Consider the following 18,571-nt stretch of genomic DNA (forward strand, 5'->3'; position numbering starts at 1 on the left):
CCGCCGCCCGTGCTCCGCAGGTTGGCGGGGTTTGCCAGAGGAGTCGCCGCCATGGGCCATGACGCGATGCAACAGGCCGATTATGTGATCGTCGGCGCCGGGTCGGCGGGCTGCGTGCTCGCCAACCGGCTCAGCGCCGATGGCCGGTCAACCGTGGCGCTGCTCGAGGCCGGGCCGGGCGACCTGAGCCTCTGGGTGCGGCTGCCGATCGGCTATGGCGGGGCCTTCCACCACCCCCGCCTCAACTGGCGCTACCGGACCGAACCGGATCCGGGCACGCAGGGCCGGGTCAGTTACTGGCCGCGCGGCAAGGTCCTGGGCGGGTCGAGCTCGATCAACGCGATGGTGTTCATTCGCGGCCAGGCCGCGGATTTCGACGGCTGGCGCGACCTGGGCAATCCCGGCTGGGGCCATGACGACCTGCTGCCCCATTTCCGCGCGATGGAGGACAACCTCGCCGGCGCGGACCGCTGGCGCGGCACCGGCGGGCCGGTCACGGTGACGGGGATCGCCGACAAGGTGCACCCGCTCAGCCATGACTACGTCGCGGCGGCGCTTGCGGCGGGGCTGCCGGCCAACCCCGATTTCAACGGCGCGACGCAGGAGGGCGTGGGGCTCTACCAGATCACCACCCGCGGCGGGCTGCGCTGTTCGGCGGCCACCGCCTATCTGCATCCGGCGCGGCGGCGGGCGAACCTGTCGGTGACCACCGGCGCCGAGGCGACCCGGATCCTGTTCGACGGCACCCGCGCGGCGGGCGTCGAATACCGGCGCGGCGGCCGGACCCTGCGGATCATGGCCCGGCGCGAGGTGATCCTGTCGGCGGGCGCGGTGAACTCGCCCAAGCTGCTGATGCTGTCGGGCATCGGGCCGGCGGCGCATCTGCGCGATCACGGCATCCCGGTTCTGCGCGACCTGCCCGGCGTCGGCGGCAACCTGCAGGACCATCTGGGCATGGATTACATCTACCGCTCCGCCGTGCCGACGCTGAACGGGCAGCTGCGCCCGTGGGCGGGCCGGGCGCGGCTGGCGCTGCAATACCTGCTGACCCGCGGCGGGCCGCTGTCGCTGTCGGTCAACCAGGGCGGCGGGTTCTTCCGCTCGTCGCCGAACCGCGACCGCCCCAACATGCAGCTCTATTTCTCGCCGGTCAGCTATACCCGCGCCGATCCAGGCAAGCGCCGCCTGACCCTGCCCGACGCCTTTCCGGGCTACCTGCTGGGCCTGTCCAATTGCCACCCGGCCAGCCGCGGGCGCCTGCTCTTGCGCGGTTCCGACCCGGCGGCGGCGCCGGTGATCCATCCGGGCTACCTGTCCGCGCAATCGGACCTGGACGAACTGGTCGACGGCGTGAAGATGCTGCGCCGGATCGCGCGGGCGGAACCGCTGGCGGGCAAGACCCTGCACGAGATCGCGCCGGGGCCGGACTGCACCGGCGACGCGGCGCTGGCCGAGGATATCCGCGCCCGCGCCGGATCGGTGTTCCATCCCTGCGGCACCTGCGCGATGGGCCCCGACGATGATCCGGGCGCGGTGGTCGATGCGCGGCTGCGGCTGCGCGGCGTCACCGGGCTGCGGGTGATCGACGCCTCGGTGTTTCCGCGCATCACCGCGGGCAACCTGAACGCCCCGGCGATCATGACCGGCGAAAAGGGTGCCGCGCTGGTGCTGGCGGACCGGGCCGGCGGCTGAACCACGCGCAACGCACGGCGGCTTAACCCGGTGGTGAGGCGCCGCGGCTAGAACCGCCCGCGTTGCAACCTTCGGTCGGCCCGGGTGACGCCGGGCGCCGTCGTATCCTCATCCTGGCCCCCGCCGTGGCGGGCGGGGACCGACCCGGCGGCGCCGCCATTTCTCCGCATCACGATCGCGGACCCGGACAGCCCCCCACAGCCCCCGAGACCCGGCAGGACAGCCCGTCCCGCGCCCCGGCGCGGTGGCGGCCGCCCGTGCATGTCCCGGCCCCTGATCCCGGCCCCTGATCCCGGCTCATCCCCCCCGTGCGCGGCGCGGCGACGATTCCGCTTGCCCGCCCGCGGCTTTGATCGCAGGTTGCCCCCGGACCAACCGCGAGGAGCCGCCCATGTTCGCCCCGCTCAAGATCATCCGCATCGAGACCTTCGCCGATGAATTCGTGGGCTTCACCCGCATCACCGACGAAACCGGCGCGCAGGGGTGGGGGCAGATGTCCACCTATCATTCAGACATCACCGCCCGGGTGCTGCACCGCCAGGTCGCGCCGTGGACGCTGGGGGTCGCGATCACCGACCTGGACGATCACCTGAACCTGATCCAGGAGCGCGAGCACAAGTTCCCGGGGTCGTATATCTGCCGGGCGATGGGCGGGCTGGACACCGCGATCTGGGACCTGCGCGGCAAACAGGCGGGCAAGCCGGTCACCGCGCTGCTCGGCGGCACGCCGGGGCCGCTGCGCGCCTATGCCTCGTCGATGAAACGCGACATCACCCCGGCGGACGAGGCCGACCGGTTCCGCCGCCTGCGCGACCGCCACGGGTTCGACGCCTTCAAGTTCCGCATCGGCGCCGAGGTGGGCCGGGGCCGCGACGAATGGGACGGCCGCACCGAAGAGATCATCCCCGCCATCGCCGGGGCTTTTGCCGGCGACGACGTGGCGCTGCTGGCGGATGCCAATTCCTGCTATTCACCCGAGCAGGCGATCGGTTATGGCCGGATGCTGGCCGATCACGGCATCAGCCATTTCGAAGAGCCCTGCCCCTATTGGGAGCTCGACCAGACCCGCGCGGTGACCGAGGCGCTGGCTGGCCTGCCCATCGACGTGACCGGGGGCGAACAGGATTGCTGGCTGCCGGTCTGGCAATGGATGATCGACATGCGCGCGGTCGATATCGTGCAGCCCGACGTGATGTATCTGGGCGGCATGGCGCGCACGCTGCAGGTGGCCCGCATGGCCCAGGCGGCGGGCATGGCCGTGACGCCGCATTGCGCCAACCTGTCGCTGGTCACCCTGTTCACCATGCACCTGCTGCGCGCGATCCCCAATGCGGGCAAGTATCTCGAGTTTTCCATCGAGGGCGCCGATTACTACCCGTGGCAGCAGGACCTGTTCGTCTCCGATCCCTATGCGATCACCGACGGCATGGCCGAGGTGACCGATGCCCCCGGCTGGGGGATCGAGGTCAACCCGGACTGGCTGGCGCGGTCGTCCTACCGGTGCAGCGAGATCGGATAGGCCGATGACGGGCATCTTCGCAGACGGGTTCAGCGACCGCCCCTATTGGTGGGACATCACCCCGCCGCGCGACATCGCGCCCGGCCCCCCGCCCGAAACCTGTGACGTGGTGGTGATCGGGTCCGGCTATACCGGCCTGCACGCGGCGATCACGGCGGCACGCGGCGGGCGCAGCGTCACGGTGCTGGACGCGGGCGTGCCGGGACAGGGCTGTTCGACCCGCAATGGCGGCCAGGTCAGCCAGTCGATCAAACCGGGGCTCGCCGCGCTGGCCCGCCGCTATGGCATTCAGACCGCGCGGGCGATCCTGGCCGACGGGTTCGCCTCGCGGGCCTATGTCGAGGACTTCATCCGCGCCGAGGGCATCGATTGCGGCTTTGCCACAGTGGGCCGGTTCCACGCCGCCCATTCCCCGCGTGCCTTTGAGGCGATGGCGGCGGCGGCACGCGCCCAGCCCGAAGGGTTCGAACAGCCCGCCCGGGTGGTGAACCGCGCCGGCCAGCGCGCCGAGATCGGCAGCGACCGCTATTGCGGCGGGGTCGTGTTCGGCGACCACGCGGCGCTGGACCCGGGCCGGTATCACGCCGGGCTGCTCGATCTCGCCACCGCCGCGGGCGTGCGCATCGTGCCGCAGACCGCCGCCACCGCGCTGGACGAGGACGAAACCGGCGTCACGGTCACCACCACGCGCGGCAGGATATCTGCCCGGGACGCGGTGCTGGCCACCAACGGCTATTCCGGCGCGCTGTCGCGCTGGCACCAGCGCCGGGTGATCCCGATCGGCAGCTACATCATCGCCACCGACCCGGTGCCGGTCTCGCTGATGGACGAGCTGATCCCGAACAACCGGATCCAGTCCGACAGCCGCCGCGTGGTCTATTACTGGCGCGCCTCGCCCGATCGCCGCCGGATCCTGTTCGGCGGCCGGGTCAGCGCGGGCGAAACCGACCCGCGCCGCGCCGCCCGGCGCCTGCGTGCCGAGATGCTGCGGATCTTCCCGCAGCTGGAACCGACGCCGATCAGCCATGGCTGGATGGGCTTTGTCGGCTATACGTTCGACACGCTGGCGCATACGGGCAGCCGGGACCGGGTGCATCACGCGATGGGCTATTGCGGCTCGGGCGTGGGCATGGCGTCCTACCTGGGCATGAAGGCGGGGCTGGCCGTGCTGGGGCGCCAGGACGCGGGCACCGGGCTGGGCGCGCGCCCGTTTCCCACCCGGCCGCTCTATCGCGGGCGGCCATGGTTCCTGCCCGCGGCGGTCGAATGGCACCGCTTGCTCGACCGGCTCGGACTCTGACTCTACTCTGACCCTACCCTGCCCCACTGGGCCCGATGCCATCCGATGCCGCTCGATGCGGCCGCCCCCGGCTGGCCCGGATTGACGCTTGTGCGGCGGGCGGTTTCCGTATGTATTTGAAATGACACAAACGGGCACTAGGCCTGTGCTGTCAGAACCAAGGGAGAACCACATGACACGGACCTTCACCACGCTGCTGGCGGGCACCGCGCTCGGGCTGGTGGCATCGGCGGCCTCCGCCGACACGCTGCGCCTGCTGACCTGGGGCAGCTACGCGCCCGACAAGGTGATCGAGATGTTCGAGGCCGAAAACCCCGATATCGATGTCGAGGTGACCTTTTCCAACAACGAGGAAATGATCGCCAAGCTGCGCGCCACCGGCGGGTCCGGCTATGACCTGGCCCAGCCCAGCCATGACCGCATCTTCTCGGCGCAGCAGGAATACAACATCTACAAGCCGCTCGACCTGTCGCAGATCGACACCTCGGTGATGGCCGGCAACCTGCTCGACGGGGTCAAGGCGAACACCACCATCGACGGCGAGGTCTATGCCGTGCCGCACCAATGGGGCACCTCGGGCATCATGGCCAACATGAAGGAGGCCCCCGATGTCACCGGCTGGAACGACCTGTGCGACCCGAAATACCAGGGCCGCACCTCGATGCGCCTGCGCCGCACGATCCTGCTGGGCACCGCCTTCGGCATGGGCATGAACCCGTTCGAACTCTATGGCGACAAGGACGCCTACCAGGACATGCTGGACCAGGTGACCGAAAAGCTGATCGCCTGCAAGGCCAACATCAAGACCTACTGGACCGGCGGCGACGACCTGCAGGGGCTGATGATGTCGGGCGAGGTGGTGGTGTCGGAAACCTGGGATTCGACCGCGTTCAAGATCTACAACGAGAACCCCGACATCGTGTTCGTGCCGCCTGAAACCGGCGCGCTGGCCTGGATCGACACCTTCGCGATCCCGCGCGGCGGCGAAAATGACGACGCGGCCTACAAGTGGATCAACTTCGTGCTGCGGCCCGAGATCGTCACCCTGATGTCGAACTCGACCGGCGCCATCGCCGCGGTGCCCAACGGGATCGAGCTGCTGCCCGACGACAAGCGCGCCGCCGTCGCGGCCGCCTTCGACGAGGACGACCTGGCCAACCTGAAATTCTTTGCCAACATCCCCGCCGGGCTGGAGGACATGGAAGGCCTCGCGCTGGAGCGGATCAAGGCCGCGCAGTAACCCCGCGTTCCACGACCCGGACCGGGGCGCCACCGCCCCGGTCCACCACGAATTTCAAAGGCCGTCCCCATGTTCGATCTCGAATGCAGCGCCGTGACCAAGCGGTTCGGCAGCTTCACCGCCGTCAACGATGTCAGCTTCGACGTTCCCTCGGGCTCCTTCTTTTCGATCCTCGGCCCCTCGGGCTGCGGCAAGACCACGCTGATGCGCATGATCGCCGGGTTCGAGGACCCGGACGCGGGCGATATCAGCATCAAGGGCCAGTCCGTGCTGAACCTCGCGCCGAACCGGCGCAACGTGAAGATGGTGTTCCAGCACCTGGCCCTGTTCCCGATGATGAACGTGGGCGAGAACATCGCCTATGGGCTGCGCTGCCGGGGTGACGGCCGCTCCGAGATCACCGAGCGCGTGCGCGCGGTGCTGGACCGGGTCGGCCTGCCCGGTGTCGAGGAGAAACAGGTCAGCCAGCTGTCGGGCGGGCAGAAACAGCGCATCGCGATCGCGCGCTGCATGGTGCTGGAACCGGATGTGCTGCTGCTCGACGAACCGCTGGGCGCGCTCGACCTGAAACTGCGCGAACACATGAAGATCGAACTGAAACTGCTGCAGCACCAGTTCGAGACCACGTTCCTCTATATCACCCATGACCAGTCCGAGGCGCTGGTGATGTCCGACAACGTGGCGGTGATGAATGCCGGGCGGTTCGAACAGATCGGCCCGCCCCGCGACCTCTACGAAACCCCGGTCTCGGGCTTTGTCGCCGGGTTCGTGGGCGACACCAACCGCTGGCAGGGCACGGTGGTCCGGGTGGCGGGCGACGAGGTCAAGGTGGCGCTCGACCAGGGCGGCGGCGTGCTGGCGCGGGCCGGGGCGGCGGGGCTGTCCGAAGGCGCGGCGGTCGAGGTGTTCGTGCGCCCCGAGGCCATCGCCATCGGCGCCGGCGAACCGGGCTGCACCATGGCCGGCAAGGTGGACAGCCTGCTGTTCAACGGCGCCAACAGCCGGGTGCTGGTGCGCAGCCAGGCCGGCGACCTGGTCGAGGTCGCGGACCAGGCCGGGATGAGCGGCGTGACCCAGGGCGACGCCGTCCAGATCAACTGGCAGCGCGACCGGGCCCTGTGTTTCGCCGGGCGGGCGGCGTGATGCGGTCGGACGCGGCCAGGCTGTCGCTCTTTCTGCTGATGGCACCCTTTGCGCTGTGGATCGGCCTGCTGATCGTGCTGCCGCAGATCGGCATCGGCTATGTCTCGCTGCGCGAGAAGGTCGGGCCGGGGGAATACACGTTCGGGCTGGGCAACTATCTCGATTTCCTCGGCGAACCGATCTATTGGAACACGCTCTTGCGCACCGCGTGGATGTCGATCCTCGTCACCATCCTGGCGCTGCTGATCGGGTTTCCGATCGCCTATTACATCGCCAAGATCGCCCGGGCGCGGTCGAAGGCGGCGCTGTTCCTGCTCTGCCTCGTGCCGCTCTGGGTCAGTGACCTGGTGCGCGCCTTCGGCTGGATCGTGCTGCTGCGCGAAACCGGGCTGGTTTCGGGACTGCTGCAAGGGACGGGCCTGATCGGCGAACCGGTCGAACTGCTCTACAACGATGTCACCGTGGTGATCGGGCTGGTCTATACCGTCGTCCTGTTCATGATCGTGCCGCTGGTGTCGACGCTCGACGGCATGGACGACGCGATGCTCGAGGCCGGCTACAATCTCGGCGGCAGCCGGTTCACCGTGTTCCGCCGCATCATCCTGCCCTACGCGATGCCGGGGATCGTCGCCGGCTGCATCATCACCTTCATGCTGGCGGCCGGCAGCTACCTGACCCCGATCCTGCTGGGCGGCAAGAATTCCAGCTGGTTCACCGAACAGATCTACAGCCAGTTCATCACCCGCTACAACTGGGAGGCCGGGGCCACCTTCGGGGTGCTTCTGCTGGGCTTTACCTCGCTGGTGGTGTGGCTGGGGCTGAAACTGACCGGGCAGAGCCTGGCCACGACGGTTGCCAAGGAGTGAGCCGATGACCCGCGCCACCCGCACGCCGTTCCTCAGCTTTGCCTACCGCGCCTATGTGGTGATCTTCTTTCTCTACCTCGTGGCGCCGCTGCTGGCGGCCGGCATCTTCGCCTTCAACGACAGCCTGTTTCCGGCGCTGCCCTGGCAGGGGTTCACGCTGGACTGGTTCTTCAACGACACCGAACCGAAACTGGGCATGTTCCATGACGACCGGCTGCTGCGGGGGCTGGGCAATTCGCTCTATATCGGGCTGATCGTGTCGGCGCTGGCGGTGGCGGCGGGCACCTGCAACGCGTTCCTGTTCGAGCGGCGCGAGTTCCCGTTCAAGAACGTGCTCTACATCCTGATGGTGATCCCGCTGGTGATCCCCGGCGTGATCCTCGGCATCTCGATCCTCGTTTTCGCCAGCATGATCGCCAACGGCATCGACACGGCCACCGGCATCAACATCAAGGCGCTGCGGCCCGGCATCCCGCTGATCGTGCTGGGGCAGTTTTCGTTCCTGACCACCATCACCTCGCTGGTGATCGCGGCGCGGCTGCAGAAATTCGACGTCGCCCTTGAAGAGGCGGCGCTGAACCTGGGCGCGAGCCGGCTGCGCGTGCTGGCCACGGTCACCCTGCCCTTCCTTTTCCCGGCACTGTTTTCCGCCTTCGTGGTCGCGTTCCTGGTGTCGTTCGAGAATTTCAACACCACGCTGATGCTGGTGGGATCGGATGCGCCGCTGACGATCACCATGTATGACCGCATGGTCAAGGTCGGCTCGACCCCGGTGCTGAACGCGGTGTCGGTGTTCCTGATGATCGCTTCGGGACTGCTGGCGCTGGCCAGCGTTCTGGTGCAACGCGACAAGGGCGAAACCTGACCCGGCCCGAAGCCGCCATTCGCCGCGCGGCATGGACGCGGCAGATCGGCGGACAAAGCTGTCTTTGGCGCAGGCTAGCCTCGATTATTTGCTGAGTTGATTGACAGCTTCTATGCTGATGTAAATTTGCGATCCCCTGATTTCGACTGAACCACTTCCAGATATCGTGCAAAGATCAGAGTAAGACACCATGAAGCTGGGGTTGTCGCACCTAGTCTCAATCTGTTCACGAGCGTCTCTACCAGCATCGACGGTGACACCAAACGGGTCGCGATTTTCGTCATAGAACGTGAAGTTATCTTCGCTGCTATCGTATTTAATTCGCCCCGAAAAACTCACTTCTGTTCGATCCATAGACTCAAGGTAATCGTGGATTGATACAGGGTCGGCAAGCACTGGCGACCCGAAAAGAACACAGATCGGGAAAGCAATTCTCGCGGGCGATGACCTGATCAAGCGTATCAGAAAGTTACTTTTGAATTGTTGGTTCACGACGATTGTCCCTCTCTACGATTATTACTTCCCGACGCCCGCCAAGGCTGAGTATCAGACCAATGAGTAGAAGGATTGCGCCGATTATGACACCGACGAATGTTGCCAACCCCGTGACTGCAACACCTGCAAGCCCTGCACCCACCGCAGCAAAGGCTTCTGATCCTTCTTCAGCGGTGCTGACTACTTCAGAAGCAGCGCGACCAGACAGTAGGAAGGCAGAAATTGGAAGCGCAAAAACTGAAGCTCCTAACATGAGAAAACCACGGCCAAACGCTCTGCGAATAGTTGGCGCAAAGAAACAAAGAACGCCGCAGAGTAGAACAAGGGACATCATGATAACTGGTGTAATGGTGTCCTGATCAGTAGTGAAGGCTGCGAAAGCAGGTGTCAGCGCAATTGCCGATCCTACACCGAACAATACACCCACAAGGCCGCGAAAAGATGCTTTGATTACAGACATCTGGCAACTCTCTTTGTGTTGAACCTATCAGACAGCACTTTGCCCAAAACTTCAACCAGAAGCTATGGCTAGCGCGGCATGACTGAGAGGCGCGGCTCTTGTCCGATTGCGCTATGTTGCGGATGGTGACAACCTTTATTTGCTCGGACGCAGGATTCAGGTTCGGCTTTGGGGCATGGACAGCCGACATTTGTTGCCTGCGCAGCATCGGTCCCAAAGGGCTCGAAACAGGGGGCCGCCGCGCGGCCGGCATGGGTCTGATTTGGCCTCGATAGAAAGTTCTATTCGCCACCCCCGCCGTGACTTCCAGCGCGCATAGCGCTTGGCGATCCGGTCGATCAGCCCCGGTGCGCTGCCCGGCATGGACGCGGCGGCTCGGCGGACCGGGCGACCATCGCTCAGTTGACGCGCCTGAACGCTCGCATGGTAAGCCCGGCGACGGTCTTGAACCGTGCCGGTCGCGGCTGACCTTCATCTGCCGCGTCGAACCGAAAACTGTCACCTGTCAGCGCGAAGATTGCCGGAAGCGCCTTTCCGGTCTCCTCGCCAATCGAACCCACCCGGGTTATCGACCCGGGCGAGGTTGTCGCATCAAGTTGACCCCCCTTCAGGCGCACTGAGCTGTCCGGCCTCACGTCCCTGAATTCGTTGCGTTCGAAGATACATGCCGCTCCCCGAGCCGTATGCGCGTCATCTGCTGGCCCGATCATGCCATGATCGACGCCGGGTGAAGCGTGAAGCGTCCAGGCGGCCGGAACCCGAATGTCCTGGTCGGGCTCGAAACAGGCGGCGCGGCGGTGTGCTTTGCACTGTATTTCCGGATCATCGCGCTACTTCCTGTTGGTCTTCTGGATCGCCCGGATCGTTCTCTGCAGGGCTTTCTCACCCGATTTCCGCTCGGTCAGCGAGGCCGAGTTGAAGCGTTCTTCCGCCACCAGCTTGTTCCACCGGGCCAGGCGCTCGGGCGTGATCGCCCCCCGTTCCAGCGCGCCCTTGATCGCGCAGCCGGGTTCGGTGTCATGGGCGCAATCGCCGAACCGGCATTGCCCGGCCAATGCCGAGATATCGTCGAACAGGTCGGCGATGCCGTCCTGCGCATCGGCGAGTTGAAGCTCCCGCATGCCGGGGGTGTCGAGGACCGCACAGCCGTTCGGCAGAAAATGCAGCTGCCGCCGCGTGGTGGTGTGCCGCCCCTTTGCGTCATCTTCTCGGATCGCGCCGGTTCCCACCGCCTGGTCATCCATCAACGCGTTCACCAGCGACGACTTGCCGACGCCCGATGACCCCAGGAACGCAATCGTCTGGCCCGGCCCGCACCAGGGTTTCAGTTTCACCCGCGGTTCCGGGCCGAGCGCGTTAAGCGCAAGCGCAACCAGCCGCCGCGAGATGGCCGACGCCGCCTGCAGGTAGGGGTCGGTGTCGTCGCAGAGATCCGCCTTGGTCAGCAGGACCACCGGCGTGACCTCTGCGTCAAAGGCCAGCGCCACATAGCGTTCGAGCCTCGCCACGTTGAAATCCCGGTTGCAGGAGGTGACGATGAAGACCGTATCCACATTGGCGGCGATCAGTTGCAGCCTGCGGTCGGTTCCGGGCGCGCGCCGTTTGAACAGGCTCTTGCGATGAAGGGTTCGGCTGGCGGCGGGCTGGTCCGGATCGAGCAGCAGCCAATCGCCGACCGTGGCCTCCGGTCCCGGCGGGATCAGCCTGTCGATGCCATCGCCGACAACGTGCAATCCGTTGCGATGGACTTCGACGACGCGCGCAGGCGGGGTCGCGATCAGGTCGTCCATGTCGACCTGTTGCGCGAAATATGGCTGCCACCCGAGCGTGTCCAGTTTGGATCGGGTGCGTTCAGCCGTCTTGCCACCGCCCGCGGGCGGGAAGAATTGGGAATAGTCCCGTGTCATTGTCGTGAACTTTCATGGTCCGGCCGCGGGCATGTGCCCGGGCAATTTTGTGCAGAATTTGATTGCAAGACATCGCTCACCCGTTCGTGACGGATGTTCGGGTCTGTTCAGTCTTGCTCCGGGAGGGCGCTCTGCCTCCCCACATTACCGGGACATGAAATCTCCATTGCCGTGATCCGCAGATAGCAACCCGACCGGACCTTTACAAGATTTTGCGGCTGCGGGCCGTCAGGCGCGGATCGTGCATCCGTCGAGGCCCCCGGCTGAAGCCCGGCAATCACGGCGCAACACCGATCCGGGTGGGGACCCTCGCAGGGCCTTTCGGCGGGCCAGCCGTCGGCGTCCCGGTTCACCCCGTCGGCGTTCCGGCGCGCCGGATGGTGCGTTCGATCAATTCGTTCACCTGGTCGGGCGTCTCTATCGACGCGGAATGACCGGCCCCGCTGAACAGGACCAGTTCGGACGCGTCGATGTCGCGATGCAGGCGTTCGGATTTCTCGGGAACGGTTGCAACATCCTCATCGCCGACGCCTATGCCCACGGGCAGCCGTATCCTGCCGAGCAGATCGACGCAGCCCGGTCGCCCGATCACCCCGCTGACCGCGCGCGTGATCCCGATCCGGTCATTGCCCGCGATGGCCGCGCTCCACCGCCGTCGTTCCCCGGCGCGGTCGGGATCGGCGAGAAACGTGCGCCCGAACATGATCGGCATCACCCGGCCGGTTACGGCCCACAATCCGACCCAGCGCGCCACGATGTTGAGAACCCGGTATTTCGGCGCATTCTGGGGATCTTCCGGTTCGGCGCTGGTTTCGAGCAATGTCAGGGACTTCAGCAGGTCCGGCCTGAGCGCCGCCAGCCTCATGCCGACAAAACCGCCCATGCTGAGGCCGACAAAATGGCAGGGCGCGGCGTCGAGCGCCGCGATCAGGGCGGCGGCATCCTCGGTCAGGGTCTCGATGTCATACCCTGCCTCGGTGACGCCGCTCTGGCCCTGCCCCCTGTGATCGAACGTGATGCACCGAAAACGGTCCTGGAAATGGGCGACCTGCGCCTCGAACATGGCCCCGCTGAACAGGAGACCATGCGAGAAGACGACAGGGTCGCCGTCGCCGCCCGTGTCTTCGTAATGGATGCGCGCACCGTTGATGTTGAGGCTGGGCATGTGGTCCCCGCTCGCCAGGCGAAAACGATGATAGCACGAACACCGCCGGGGCGCACGGTTTCGTCGCAAAGCGCGCGCCGGGGCGCGAAACCTCCGCCGGGTGGCCGCAGCGGGCCGGGTTGGCCCCGGCGGAACCTCGCGGCCGTCAGCCGCGTCGCGATTTCCAGCGGACATAACGCGTGGCGATGCGGTCGATCAGCCCCGGTTCGCCGCCCGCGTGCAGGTCGACCCCGCCGCCGCCGCCCGCGCGATACATCTCGGCAAAGATGTCGAGCACCCGCGATTTGACCATCCCGCGCAGCGGCACATGCGCCATCATCCCGTAGGCGGCGGCGCTGCCGCTGTCGGCCAGCGCCGGGTCGGCGCGGACCTCGGCCACCGCCTGCGCCAGGTCGGCCAGATAGGCGCCGGTCACCTCGCGGTGCCGTGCCGTCACCATCGCGTGGATGCCGTCCGGGTTCTGCACCCGGTTCACGCTCCAGCCCCGCGCCTCGAGCCGGTCGGCGACGGCAAAGATGTTCAGGTCGGGATCGGTCGAGCGGTAGGCCAGCAGCGGCCCCTGCGGGTTGCCGATCACCGCCAGCCCGCCGGTCGCCGCGATGCCCGCCTTCAGCGCCTCGACCGCCTCGGAGGTGCGCCGCGCCAGGTCGCGATAGCCATCGGTCCCCATCTTCTGCATCACCGCCCAAGCGGCGGCATAGGCCCCGCCGGGCCGGGTGCCCAGCAGCGCCGGCGACGCGAACACGCCGCCGGGCCAGTCCTGGTGGACGAACATCTGGTGTTTCAGCAGATCGAGGTCGCGATAGAGGATCAGCGACGCCCCCTTGGCGGCGTAGCCGTATTTGTGCAGGTCCGCCGAGATCGAGGTCACGCCGGGCACCCGGAAATCCCAGTCGGGCAGATCGGCGCCGTTCATCTCCATGAAGGGCAGGATGAACCCGCCCACGCAGGCATCCACATGCACCGGCACGCCCTTGGCCGCGGCGATCCCGGCCATCTCCGCGATCGGGTCGATGGTGCCATGGGGATACTCGGGTGCCGAGCCCAGCACCATCACCGTGTTGCGGTCGATCCGGCGCGCCAGTTTCACGATGTCGGTGGCGTGACCGGCGGTCATCGGCAGCAGCCGGGGCTTCACCCCGAAATACTCGGCGGCCTTGAACCAGGCCACATGCGCGGTGGCGGGGATCACCATGTTGGGCCGGCTGACCCGGCGGGTCTTGCGGGCCATGTCGCGATAGGTCTTGACCGCCAGCAGGCAGCTTTCGGTGCCGCCCGCGGTCAACACGCCGCAGGTGTCCGGCCCGCCGCGCAGGATCCCGGCGGCCATCGACACGATATCGGTTTCCATTCGCTTGAGGCTGCGAAAGGCCGCCGGGTTCAACCCGTTGGCCGAGGAATACCGGCGATAGGCCGCATGGGCGAAATCGTCATGGGCGTCGTCGAGGTGATAGACAAGGCTCCAGATCCGCCCGTCGCGATAGGCGGGATCCTCCGCCGCGAACCCGTCCAGCTCGTCCAGGATCGCGGCGGCGTCGCGGCCCTGATCGGGCAGTCTTGCATGGGTCATGTCCTAACCTCCCGAACCCAGGATCAGCGCGACCGTGATCGCCAGGTAATTGCCCAGCGCAAAGCCCAGGATCCCCGTGGCCATTCCCGACATCAGCACGCCGGGATTGCCCAGCGCGCGCGCCGCCATCGGCACGAAAGCGGGCGACATGATCGCGGCAACCGATGTAATCAGGAACGTGTCGCGGTCAACTCTGACCACGCGGCACAGCACGGCATGCAGGGCGAGGCTGCCGAAGGTGGCGACCAGCACGAAGACCAGCACCGACAGGTCCATGCCCGCCAGCGCCGCCGGGTCGAGCGAGGCCGCCACCGCGAAGGTAAAGACATAGATCAGATACATGCCCAGCCGTGGCGCGGCGCGGTTGTCGCGCAGCCTCCGCCAGAGCGACCCGGCCAGGCCCAGGCTGGTCAGCAGCACGATCACCATGATCTGCGCCCCGGCGAGGCGGACGAGCGGCGCCAGCGCCACGGCCAGCGCGACGCAGAGCGCGGCCGCGCCCAGCGCCAGCCCGACGCCGGGCAATGCCGCGCGGGTCAGCAGATCGGCATAGGTGTCTCCGGGCTGCACCCCGACCGTTCCGGCGCCCCGGTCCGCCTCGAACGCGGGCAGCAGCCGGGCAAAGAGGCGCGGGCCGACGGTCAGCACGAACATCAGGTAGACCGCCCCCACCGCGGTGTCCACGGTGGCAAACAGCAGGTAGCGCGCATCCGGGATGCCCAGCGCCAGCTTGATCGCGCCCAGATTGGCGATGCCGCCGGTATACATGCCGATCGCCATCGCCGAGAGCTGTTCGGGCCGCGCAACCCCGCGCGCGGCAAATGCGGCAAACAGCAGGCAGGACACGCAGACCACCGCCGCCACCGCCAGCGCCATCGACACCATCGCCCGCCCGGCCACCTGCCCCCAGGCGCGCAGATCGACCGAGAACAGCAGCAGCGGCAAGGCCAGCCCCAGCGCCGCCTCGGTCACGGTGGTGCGGAGGCCCGCCGCCGTCTCGGGCAACAGCCCGGAAAGGCCCAGCACCAGCCCCGCCGCATAGCACAGCACGATCGGCCCCGCCCTGCGGGCCAGCGCCGAATGCCGGCACAGCCACAACAGCCCCGCCGGGGCGACCACGAAAAGCGCCGCTAGACCGATATCCTGCATTCTTCCCCCTGCCCCGCGCCGCGACCCCGTGACCGGGCCGGCGGCGCTGATCCTTCATTCTGGCAGAAAAGAGGTTTCGCGGAAAACAATCAACATGAGAGGTGGCCCCGCGCCGGGCCGGGCTCAGCCGGTGGCGTCGATCTGGGCCAGGATACGCCGTTCGAACATGGTCGCGCCCGAGAACCGGGCCAGGTCCAGCGCCAGCCCCAGGCAGCGGCGCGCGCGCACCGGATCGCCCATCTTCCAATGGACCCAGGCCCGCAGCCGCCACGCCTCGGGCGCCCATTGGCGCTGGCCCGACCGGGCCAGTTCGCGGGTGGCGTCCTGCATCATCGCCAGGGCCTCTTCGCCGCCGCCGCGACGGAACCGCGACGCCGCGTCGATACATCTGAAGAACGGCCGGTTCAGCCCGATGCCGATGGCGCTGCATTGTTCGACCAGCGCCGCCAGCGGTTCGCCGCCGGCATCGGGGCGGCGGGCGTAGAATCCCAGCACCTCCTGCCAGATCCGCCCGTTCAGCGACCAGAAGGCCGCGCCCTGCTGGTCGGCGATCTCGGTGCCCTCGACGACCATGTCCAGCGCCTCGTCCATCTGTCCGGCTGCGGCCATCGCCGATCCGTTGAAGATCTTGACCCAGGGCCGTTGCAGGATCGCGCCGATGCGGTCCACATGGGCCAGCGATTCGCGGGTCAGGCGCCGCACCGTTTCGACATCGCCGCGCAGCCCGTGGACATTGGCATCGCCGGTCTTGACCGCGACCAGCGGATCGGCCCCGACCGACAGGAACAAGGTGCCGTGCTGCGCCGTGTCATAGATCTTCTCGAGCTCGGCGGTCGCGGCCAGCTTGTCGTCCAGCCGCCCGGAATAGAGCGCCTGCGCGCTCACGTTGACGAGGCAAAGCACCTGCTGCTGCGGGTCCGCGGGATCGGCGACCCGCAGCATTTCGTCGACGATCTCGGCCGAGCGGCGCACGTCGCCGGACATCATCCGGTGCGCGAACAGCCCGTAGAGCGCCATGATATGCTCGGGCCCGCCGGCGCCGCGTTCGCCCGCCTCCGCCTCGAGCAGCCGGTAGCTTTCGACCGTGTCGGGATGGGCAAAGCCCAGCCGCTGCACCCGCGCCGCCGCCAGCAGGCTGAGCGCGGTCAGCCGCGCGCCCTCGGCCGCCGGGCCGAGCTGTCCCAGCGCCGCCAGCGCCGCGTCGAGATAGTGGATCGACCGGTCGAACCCGGCGCGCTGCAGGAAGCTCGCCCCGGCCTGCACGCAGCTGCCGGCGATGATCCCGGGATCTTCCGAGGCAATCGCGTGATCGGCCACGATCTCGGGCACCGCGGCCACCCGCTGCGGGTCGTTTTCGGTCAGCGCCGCGGCCACCTGCCCATGCAGCCCGCGCCGTTGGCTGCCGGGGATCATGTTATAGGCGGCTTCCTGCAACAGGATATGGCTGAACTGCCAACCCCCGCCCGCGGTCGGTTCGATCACCCCGGCGCCCGCCAGCTCGCCCAAATCATGGGCCAGGTCATGCGTCTGGTCATGATCCAGGCCGTCCCCGCGCCCGGCGATCCACGACAGTTCCTCGGCGGTGAACCCGCGCCCGATCACGGCGGCGCGCAGCACCAGGTCGCGCAGCGGCCCGAAGGAATTGACGAAGCCCTGGAAGGTGGCCTCGATCGTCGGCGGCAGGGCGCGGCCGGCCGTGTCCTCGCCCCTGCGGCGATAGAGGTTCAGCAGCGTGCGCAGGAACAGCGGGTTGCCCTCGGCCATGACGGTGACACGGTCCGCCTCGGCCGCGTCCATCCCGTCGCTGCCCAGCCCCGCCAGCATCTCGCGCACCGCGTCCACGCTCAGCGCCTCGAGCCGGATGACATGAAGCCCGTGGGTGGTGGCGAAGGCGCCGAGGTCGCTACCGGGGCGCGCGGTCAGCACCACCCGCGCGCGTTCGGGAACGCCGCGTTCCAGCAGCTTGCCGACAAAGGCATGGCTGTCCTCGTCGACCCAGTGGTAGTCGTCGAAACTCAGCAGCACCGGCTCTGCCGCCATCAGATGCGCCACCAGGTCGGCCATCGTGCCGATCCGCAGCGCCCGTAGCTGCGGCGCGGCATAGCGCAGCTGCACCGCCTGCGCGGCAGCCAGCCCCATCAGGTCGGCGGCGATCTCTTCCTGCATGTCGCCCAGTCCGGGCACCAGCGTGCGCAGCCGGGCGGCGAACTCGGCCCGGTCGGCATCCGGGTCCAGCGGGAACCGCGCATAGCCCAGCGCCCGCGCCAGCCATTCCGCCACCGGGTAGAGCGGCGTGTGCCGCAGGTTCAGCCGCGACGACAGGTCGATCAGCCGGTGGGTGTTGCCCAGCCGGCGCGAGATTTCACCCAGCACCGCCGATTTGCCGATGCCCGCCGGGCCGATCATCATCGTCACGTTCGGCGACAAGCCGTCGGGCACCGGCGTTGCGCCGGTCAGCAGGGCCACGGTTTCCGCCCGCTCGTATAGCGTCTGCACCGCGTCTTCGGGCGCTTGCAGCTCGCCCTCCTCCAGCTCGTAGAGCCGCATCGGCACCGGCACGCCCTTGAGCCGCACCTCGCCGATATCGGAGGCCGGAACCGTCGCGATGCGCGACACGAAATCCAGCGTCTCGCGGCTGAGCACCACCCCGCCCGGGCTGGCCTGGTTCTGGATCCGCGAGGTGATGTTGACATCGAGCCCCGAGATGTTCGGCAACAGCCCGCCATCCGCCTGCATCCGGCACAGCACGGTGCCGGAATGGATACCGACCCGCGCGTTTACGCCCGGCAGCGCGGCGGGGATCGCCACCACCATCGCACGGGCCGCGGCCACGGCGGAGAGTGCCGCGTTTTCACCATCGTCGGAGAGGCCGAAACAGGCCAGGACGCCATCGCCCTGCAACGCCAGCGTCGATCCGCCATGGCTGCGGATCGTGTCCGAACAGATCGCGTGATAGCGGGTCAGCGTGGCGTCGTAATCCTCGAGCGCATCGGCGGCGGCCAGTTCGGTCGAACCAACCAGGTCGACGAAGATCAGCGTCAGGATGCGCTTGAACGCCACCCCGGCGCCGGGAACCGGTTCTTCCCGTTTCCCCAGCGCGAGGCCGCAGGCGCTGCAGAACCGCGCTCCCTCGGTGGCTTCGGCCCCACAGGCCGGGCAGGTGCTCATTCCGTTCCCCGTTTCCTCGCCGGTTTCATCCC

Annotated in this window: 13 protein-coding genes; 7 read left to right on the top strand and 6 right to left on the bottom strand. The window is 67.6% G+C overall.

Annotated features, from left to right (window positions below):
- The first annotated feature begins 66 nt into the window (after positions 1-66).
- The 7 genes from C6Y53_RS02845 to C6Y53_RS02875 all read left to right on the top strand — a co-directional run bounded on the left by C6Y53_RS02845 (position 67) and on the right by C6Y53_RS02875 (position 8,625).
- Positions 67-1,692 carry a GMC family oxidoreductase gene (locus C6Y53_RS02845; protein ID WP_106473929.1) on the top strand — a complete coding sequence of 542 codons (1,626 nt, stop codon included), beginning with the start codon at positions 67-69 and terminating at the stop codon, positions 1,690-1,692.
- A gap of 391 nt (positions 1,693-2,083) precedes the next feature.
- On the top strand, positions 2,084-3,211 hold the full coding sequence (locus tag C6Y53_RS02850; protein WP_106471042.1) for a mandelate racemase/muconate lactonizing enzyme family protein: 1,128 nt from the start codon (positions 2,084-2,086) through the stop codon (positions 3,209-3,211).
- Positions 3,212-3,215: 4 nt separating this feature from the next.
- Complete coding sequence (locus C6Y53_RS02855; RefSeq protein ID WP_106471043.1) at positions 3,216-4,511, top strand: NAD(P)/FAD-dependent oxidoreductase; 1,296 nt, start codon at positions 3,216-3,218, stop codon at positions 4,509-4,511.
- 172 nt (positions 4,512-4,683) lie between these two features.
- The gene (locus tag C6Y53_RS02860) at positions 4,684-5,751 is read left to right on the top strand and encodes an extracellular solute-binding protein (RefSeq protein ID WP_106471044.1); all 1,068 of its coding nucleotides are present in this window, start codon (positions 4,684-4,686) and stop codon (positions 5,749-5,751) included.
- Positions 5,752-5,820: 69 nt separating this feature from the next.
- On the top strand, positions 5,821-6,894 hold the full coding sequence (locus C6Y53_RS02865) for an ABC transporter ATP-binding protein (protein WP_106471045.1): 1,074 nt from the start codon (positions 5,821-5,823) through the stop codon (positions 6,892-6,894).
- A complete protein-coding gene (locus C6Y53_RS02870; protein ID WP_106473930.1) occupies positions 6,894-7,760 on the top strand; it encodes an ABC transporter permease in 867 nt (288 codons plus the stop codon). Before C6Y53_RS02865 ends, C6Y53_RS02870 begins: the two co-directional genes overlap by 1 nt.
- 4 nt (positions 7,761-7,764) lie before the next feature.
- Positions 7,765-8,625 (top strand): ABC transporter permease, encoded by an 861-nt coding sequence (locus tag C6Y53_RS02875; RefSeq protein ID WP_106471046.1) that lies wholly within the window; start codon positions 7,765-7,767, stop codon positions 8,623-8,625.
- A 469-nt stretch (positions 8,626-9,094) separates the two neighbouring features.
- Here the strand turns inward: C6Y53_RS02875 and C6Y53_RS02880 are convergent, their stop codons facing one another.
- The 6 genes from C6Y53_RS02880 to C6Y53_RS02910 form a co-directional block, all read right to left on the bottom strand.
- A complete protein-coding gene (locus tag C6Y53_RS02880; protein ID WP_149615447.1) occupies positions 9,095-9,580 on the bottom strand; it encodes a hypothetical protein in 486 nt (161 codons plus the stop codon).
- Between the two features lie 830 nt (positions 9,581-10,410).
- Positions 10,411-11,487: a ribosome small subunit-dependent GTPase A gene (gene rsgA, locus C6Y53_RS02890; protein WP_106471048.1), complete on the bottom strand. Its 1,077-nt coding sequence runs from the start codon at positions 11,485-11,487 to the stop codon at positions 10,411-10,413.
- A gap of 349 nt (positions 11,488-11,836) precedes the next feature.
- Positions 11,837-12,652, bottom strand: coding sequence for an alpha/beta fold hydrolase (locus C6Y53_RS02895; protein WP_106471049.1), 816 nt, complete (start codon positions 12,650-12,652; stop codon positions 11,837-11,839).
- A gap of 145 nt (positions 12,653-12,797) precedes the next feature.
- Entirely contained in the window at positions 12,798-14,222 is a 1,425-nt protein-coding gene (locus C6Y53_RS02900; RefSeq protein ID WP_106471050.1) for a pyridoxal phosphate-dependent decarboxylase family protein, read from the bottom strand.
- Between the two features lie 3 nt (positions 14,223-14,225).
- A complete protein-coding gene (locus C6Y53_RS02905; protein WP_106471051.1) occupies positions 14,226-15,371 on the bottom strand; it encodes a DUF819 family protein in 1,146 nt (381 codons plus the stop codon).
- A 123-nt stretch (positions 15,372-15,494) separates the two neighbouring features.
- Positions 15,495-18,539 (bottom strand): ATP-binding protein, encoded by a 3,045-nt coding sequence (locus C6Y53_RS02910; RefSeq protein ID WP_106471052.1) that lies wholly within the window; start codon positions 18,537-18,539, stop codon positions 15,495-15,497.
- Positions 18,540-18,571: the final 32 nt, after the last annotated feature.

Origin of the sequence: Pukyongiella litopenaei (assembly GCF_003008555.2) — a bacterium.
GTDB classification, from domain to species: Bacteria; Pseudomonadota; Alphaproteobacteria; order Rhodobacterales; family Rhodobacteraceae; genus Pukyongiella; species Pukyongiella litopenaei.

Coding starts and splice junctions, on each gene's coding strand:
- C6Y53_RS02845 (WP_106473929.1), top strand. CDS start 67: ATGCAACAGGCCGATTATGTGATCGTCGGCGCCGGGTCGGCGGGCTGC.
- C6Y53_RS02850 (WP_106471042.1), top strand. CDS start 2,084: ATGTTCGCCCCGCTCAAGATCATCCGCATCGAGACCTTCGCCGATGAA.
- C6Y53_RS02855 (WP_106471043.1), top strand. CDS start 3,216: ATGACGGGCATCTTCGCAGACGGGTTCAGCGACCGCCCCTATTGGTGG.
- C6Y53_RS02860 (WP_106471044.1), top strand. CDS start 4,684: ATGACACGGACCTTCACCACGCTGCTGGCGGGCACCGCGCTCGGGCTG.
- C6Y53_RS02865 (WP_106471045.1), top strand. CDS start 5,821: ATGTTCGATCTCGAATGCAGCGCCGTGACCAAGCGGTTCGGCAGCTTC.
- C6Y53_RS02870 (WP_106473930.1), top strand. CDS start 6,894: ATGCGGTCGGACGCGGCCAGGCTGTCGCTCTTTCTGCTGATGGCACCC.
- C6Y53_RS02875 (WP_106471046.1), top strand. CDS start 7,765: ATGACCCGCGCCACCCGCACGCCGTTCCTCAGCTTTGCCTACCGCGCC.
- C6Y53_RS02880 (WP_149615447.1), bottom strand. CDS start 9,580: ATGTCTGTAATCAAAGCATCTTTTCGCGGCCTTGTGGGTGTATTGTTC.
- rsgA (WP_106471048.1), bottom strand. CDS start 11,487: ATGACACGGGACTATTCCCAATTCTTCCCGCCCGCGGGCGGTGGCAAG.
- C6Y53_RS02895 (WP_106471049.1), bottom strand. CDS start 12,652: ATGCCCAGCCTCAACATCAACGGTGCGCGCATCCATTACGAAGACACG.
- C6Y53_RS02900 (WP_106471050.1), bottom strand. CDS start 14,222: ATGACCCATGCAAGACTGCCCGATCAGGGCCGCGACGCCGCCGCGATC.
- C6Y53_RS02905 (WP_106471051.1), bottom strand. CDS start 15,371: ATGCAGGATATCGGTCTAGCGGCGCTTTTCGTGGTCGCCCCGGCGGGG.
- C6Y53_RS02910 (WP_106471052.1), bottom strand. CDS start 18,539: ATGAGCACCTGCCCGGCCTGTGGGGCCGAAGCCACCGAGGGAGCGCGG.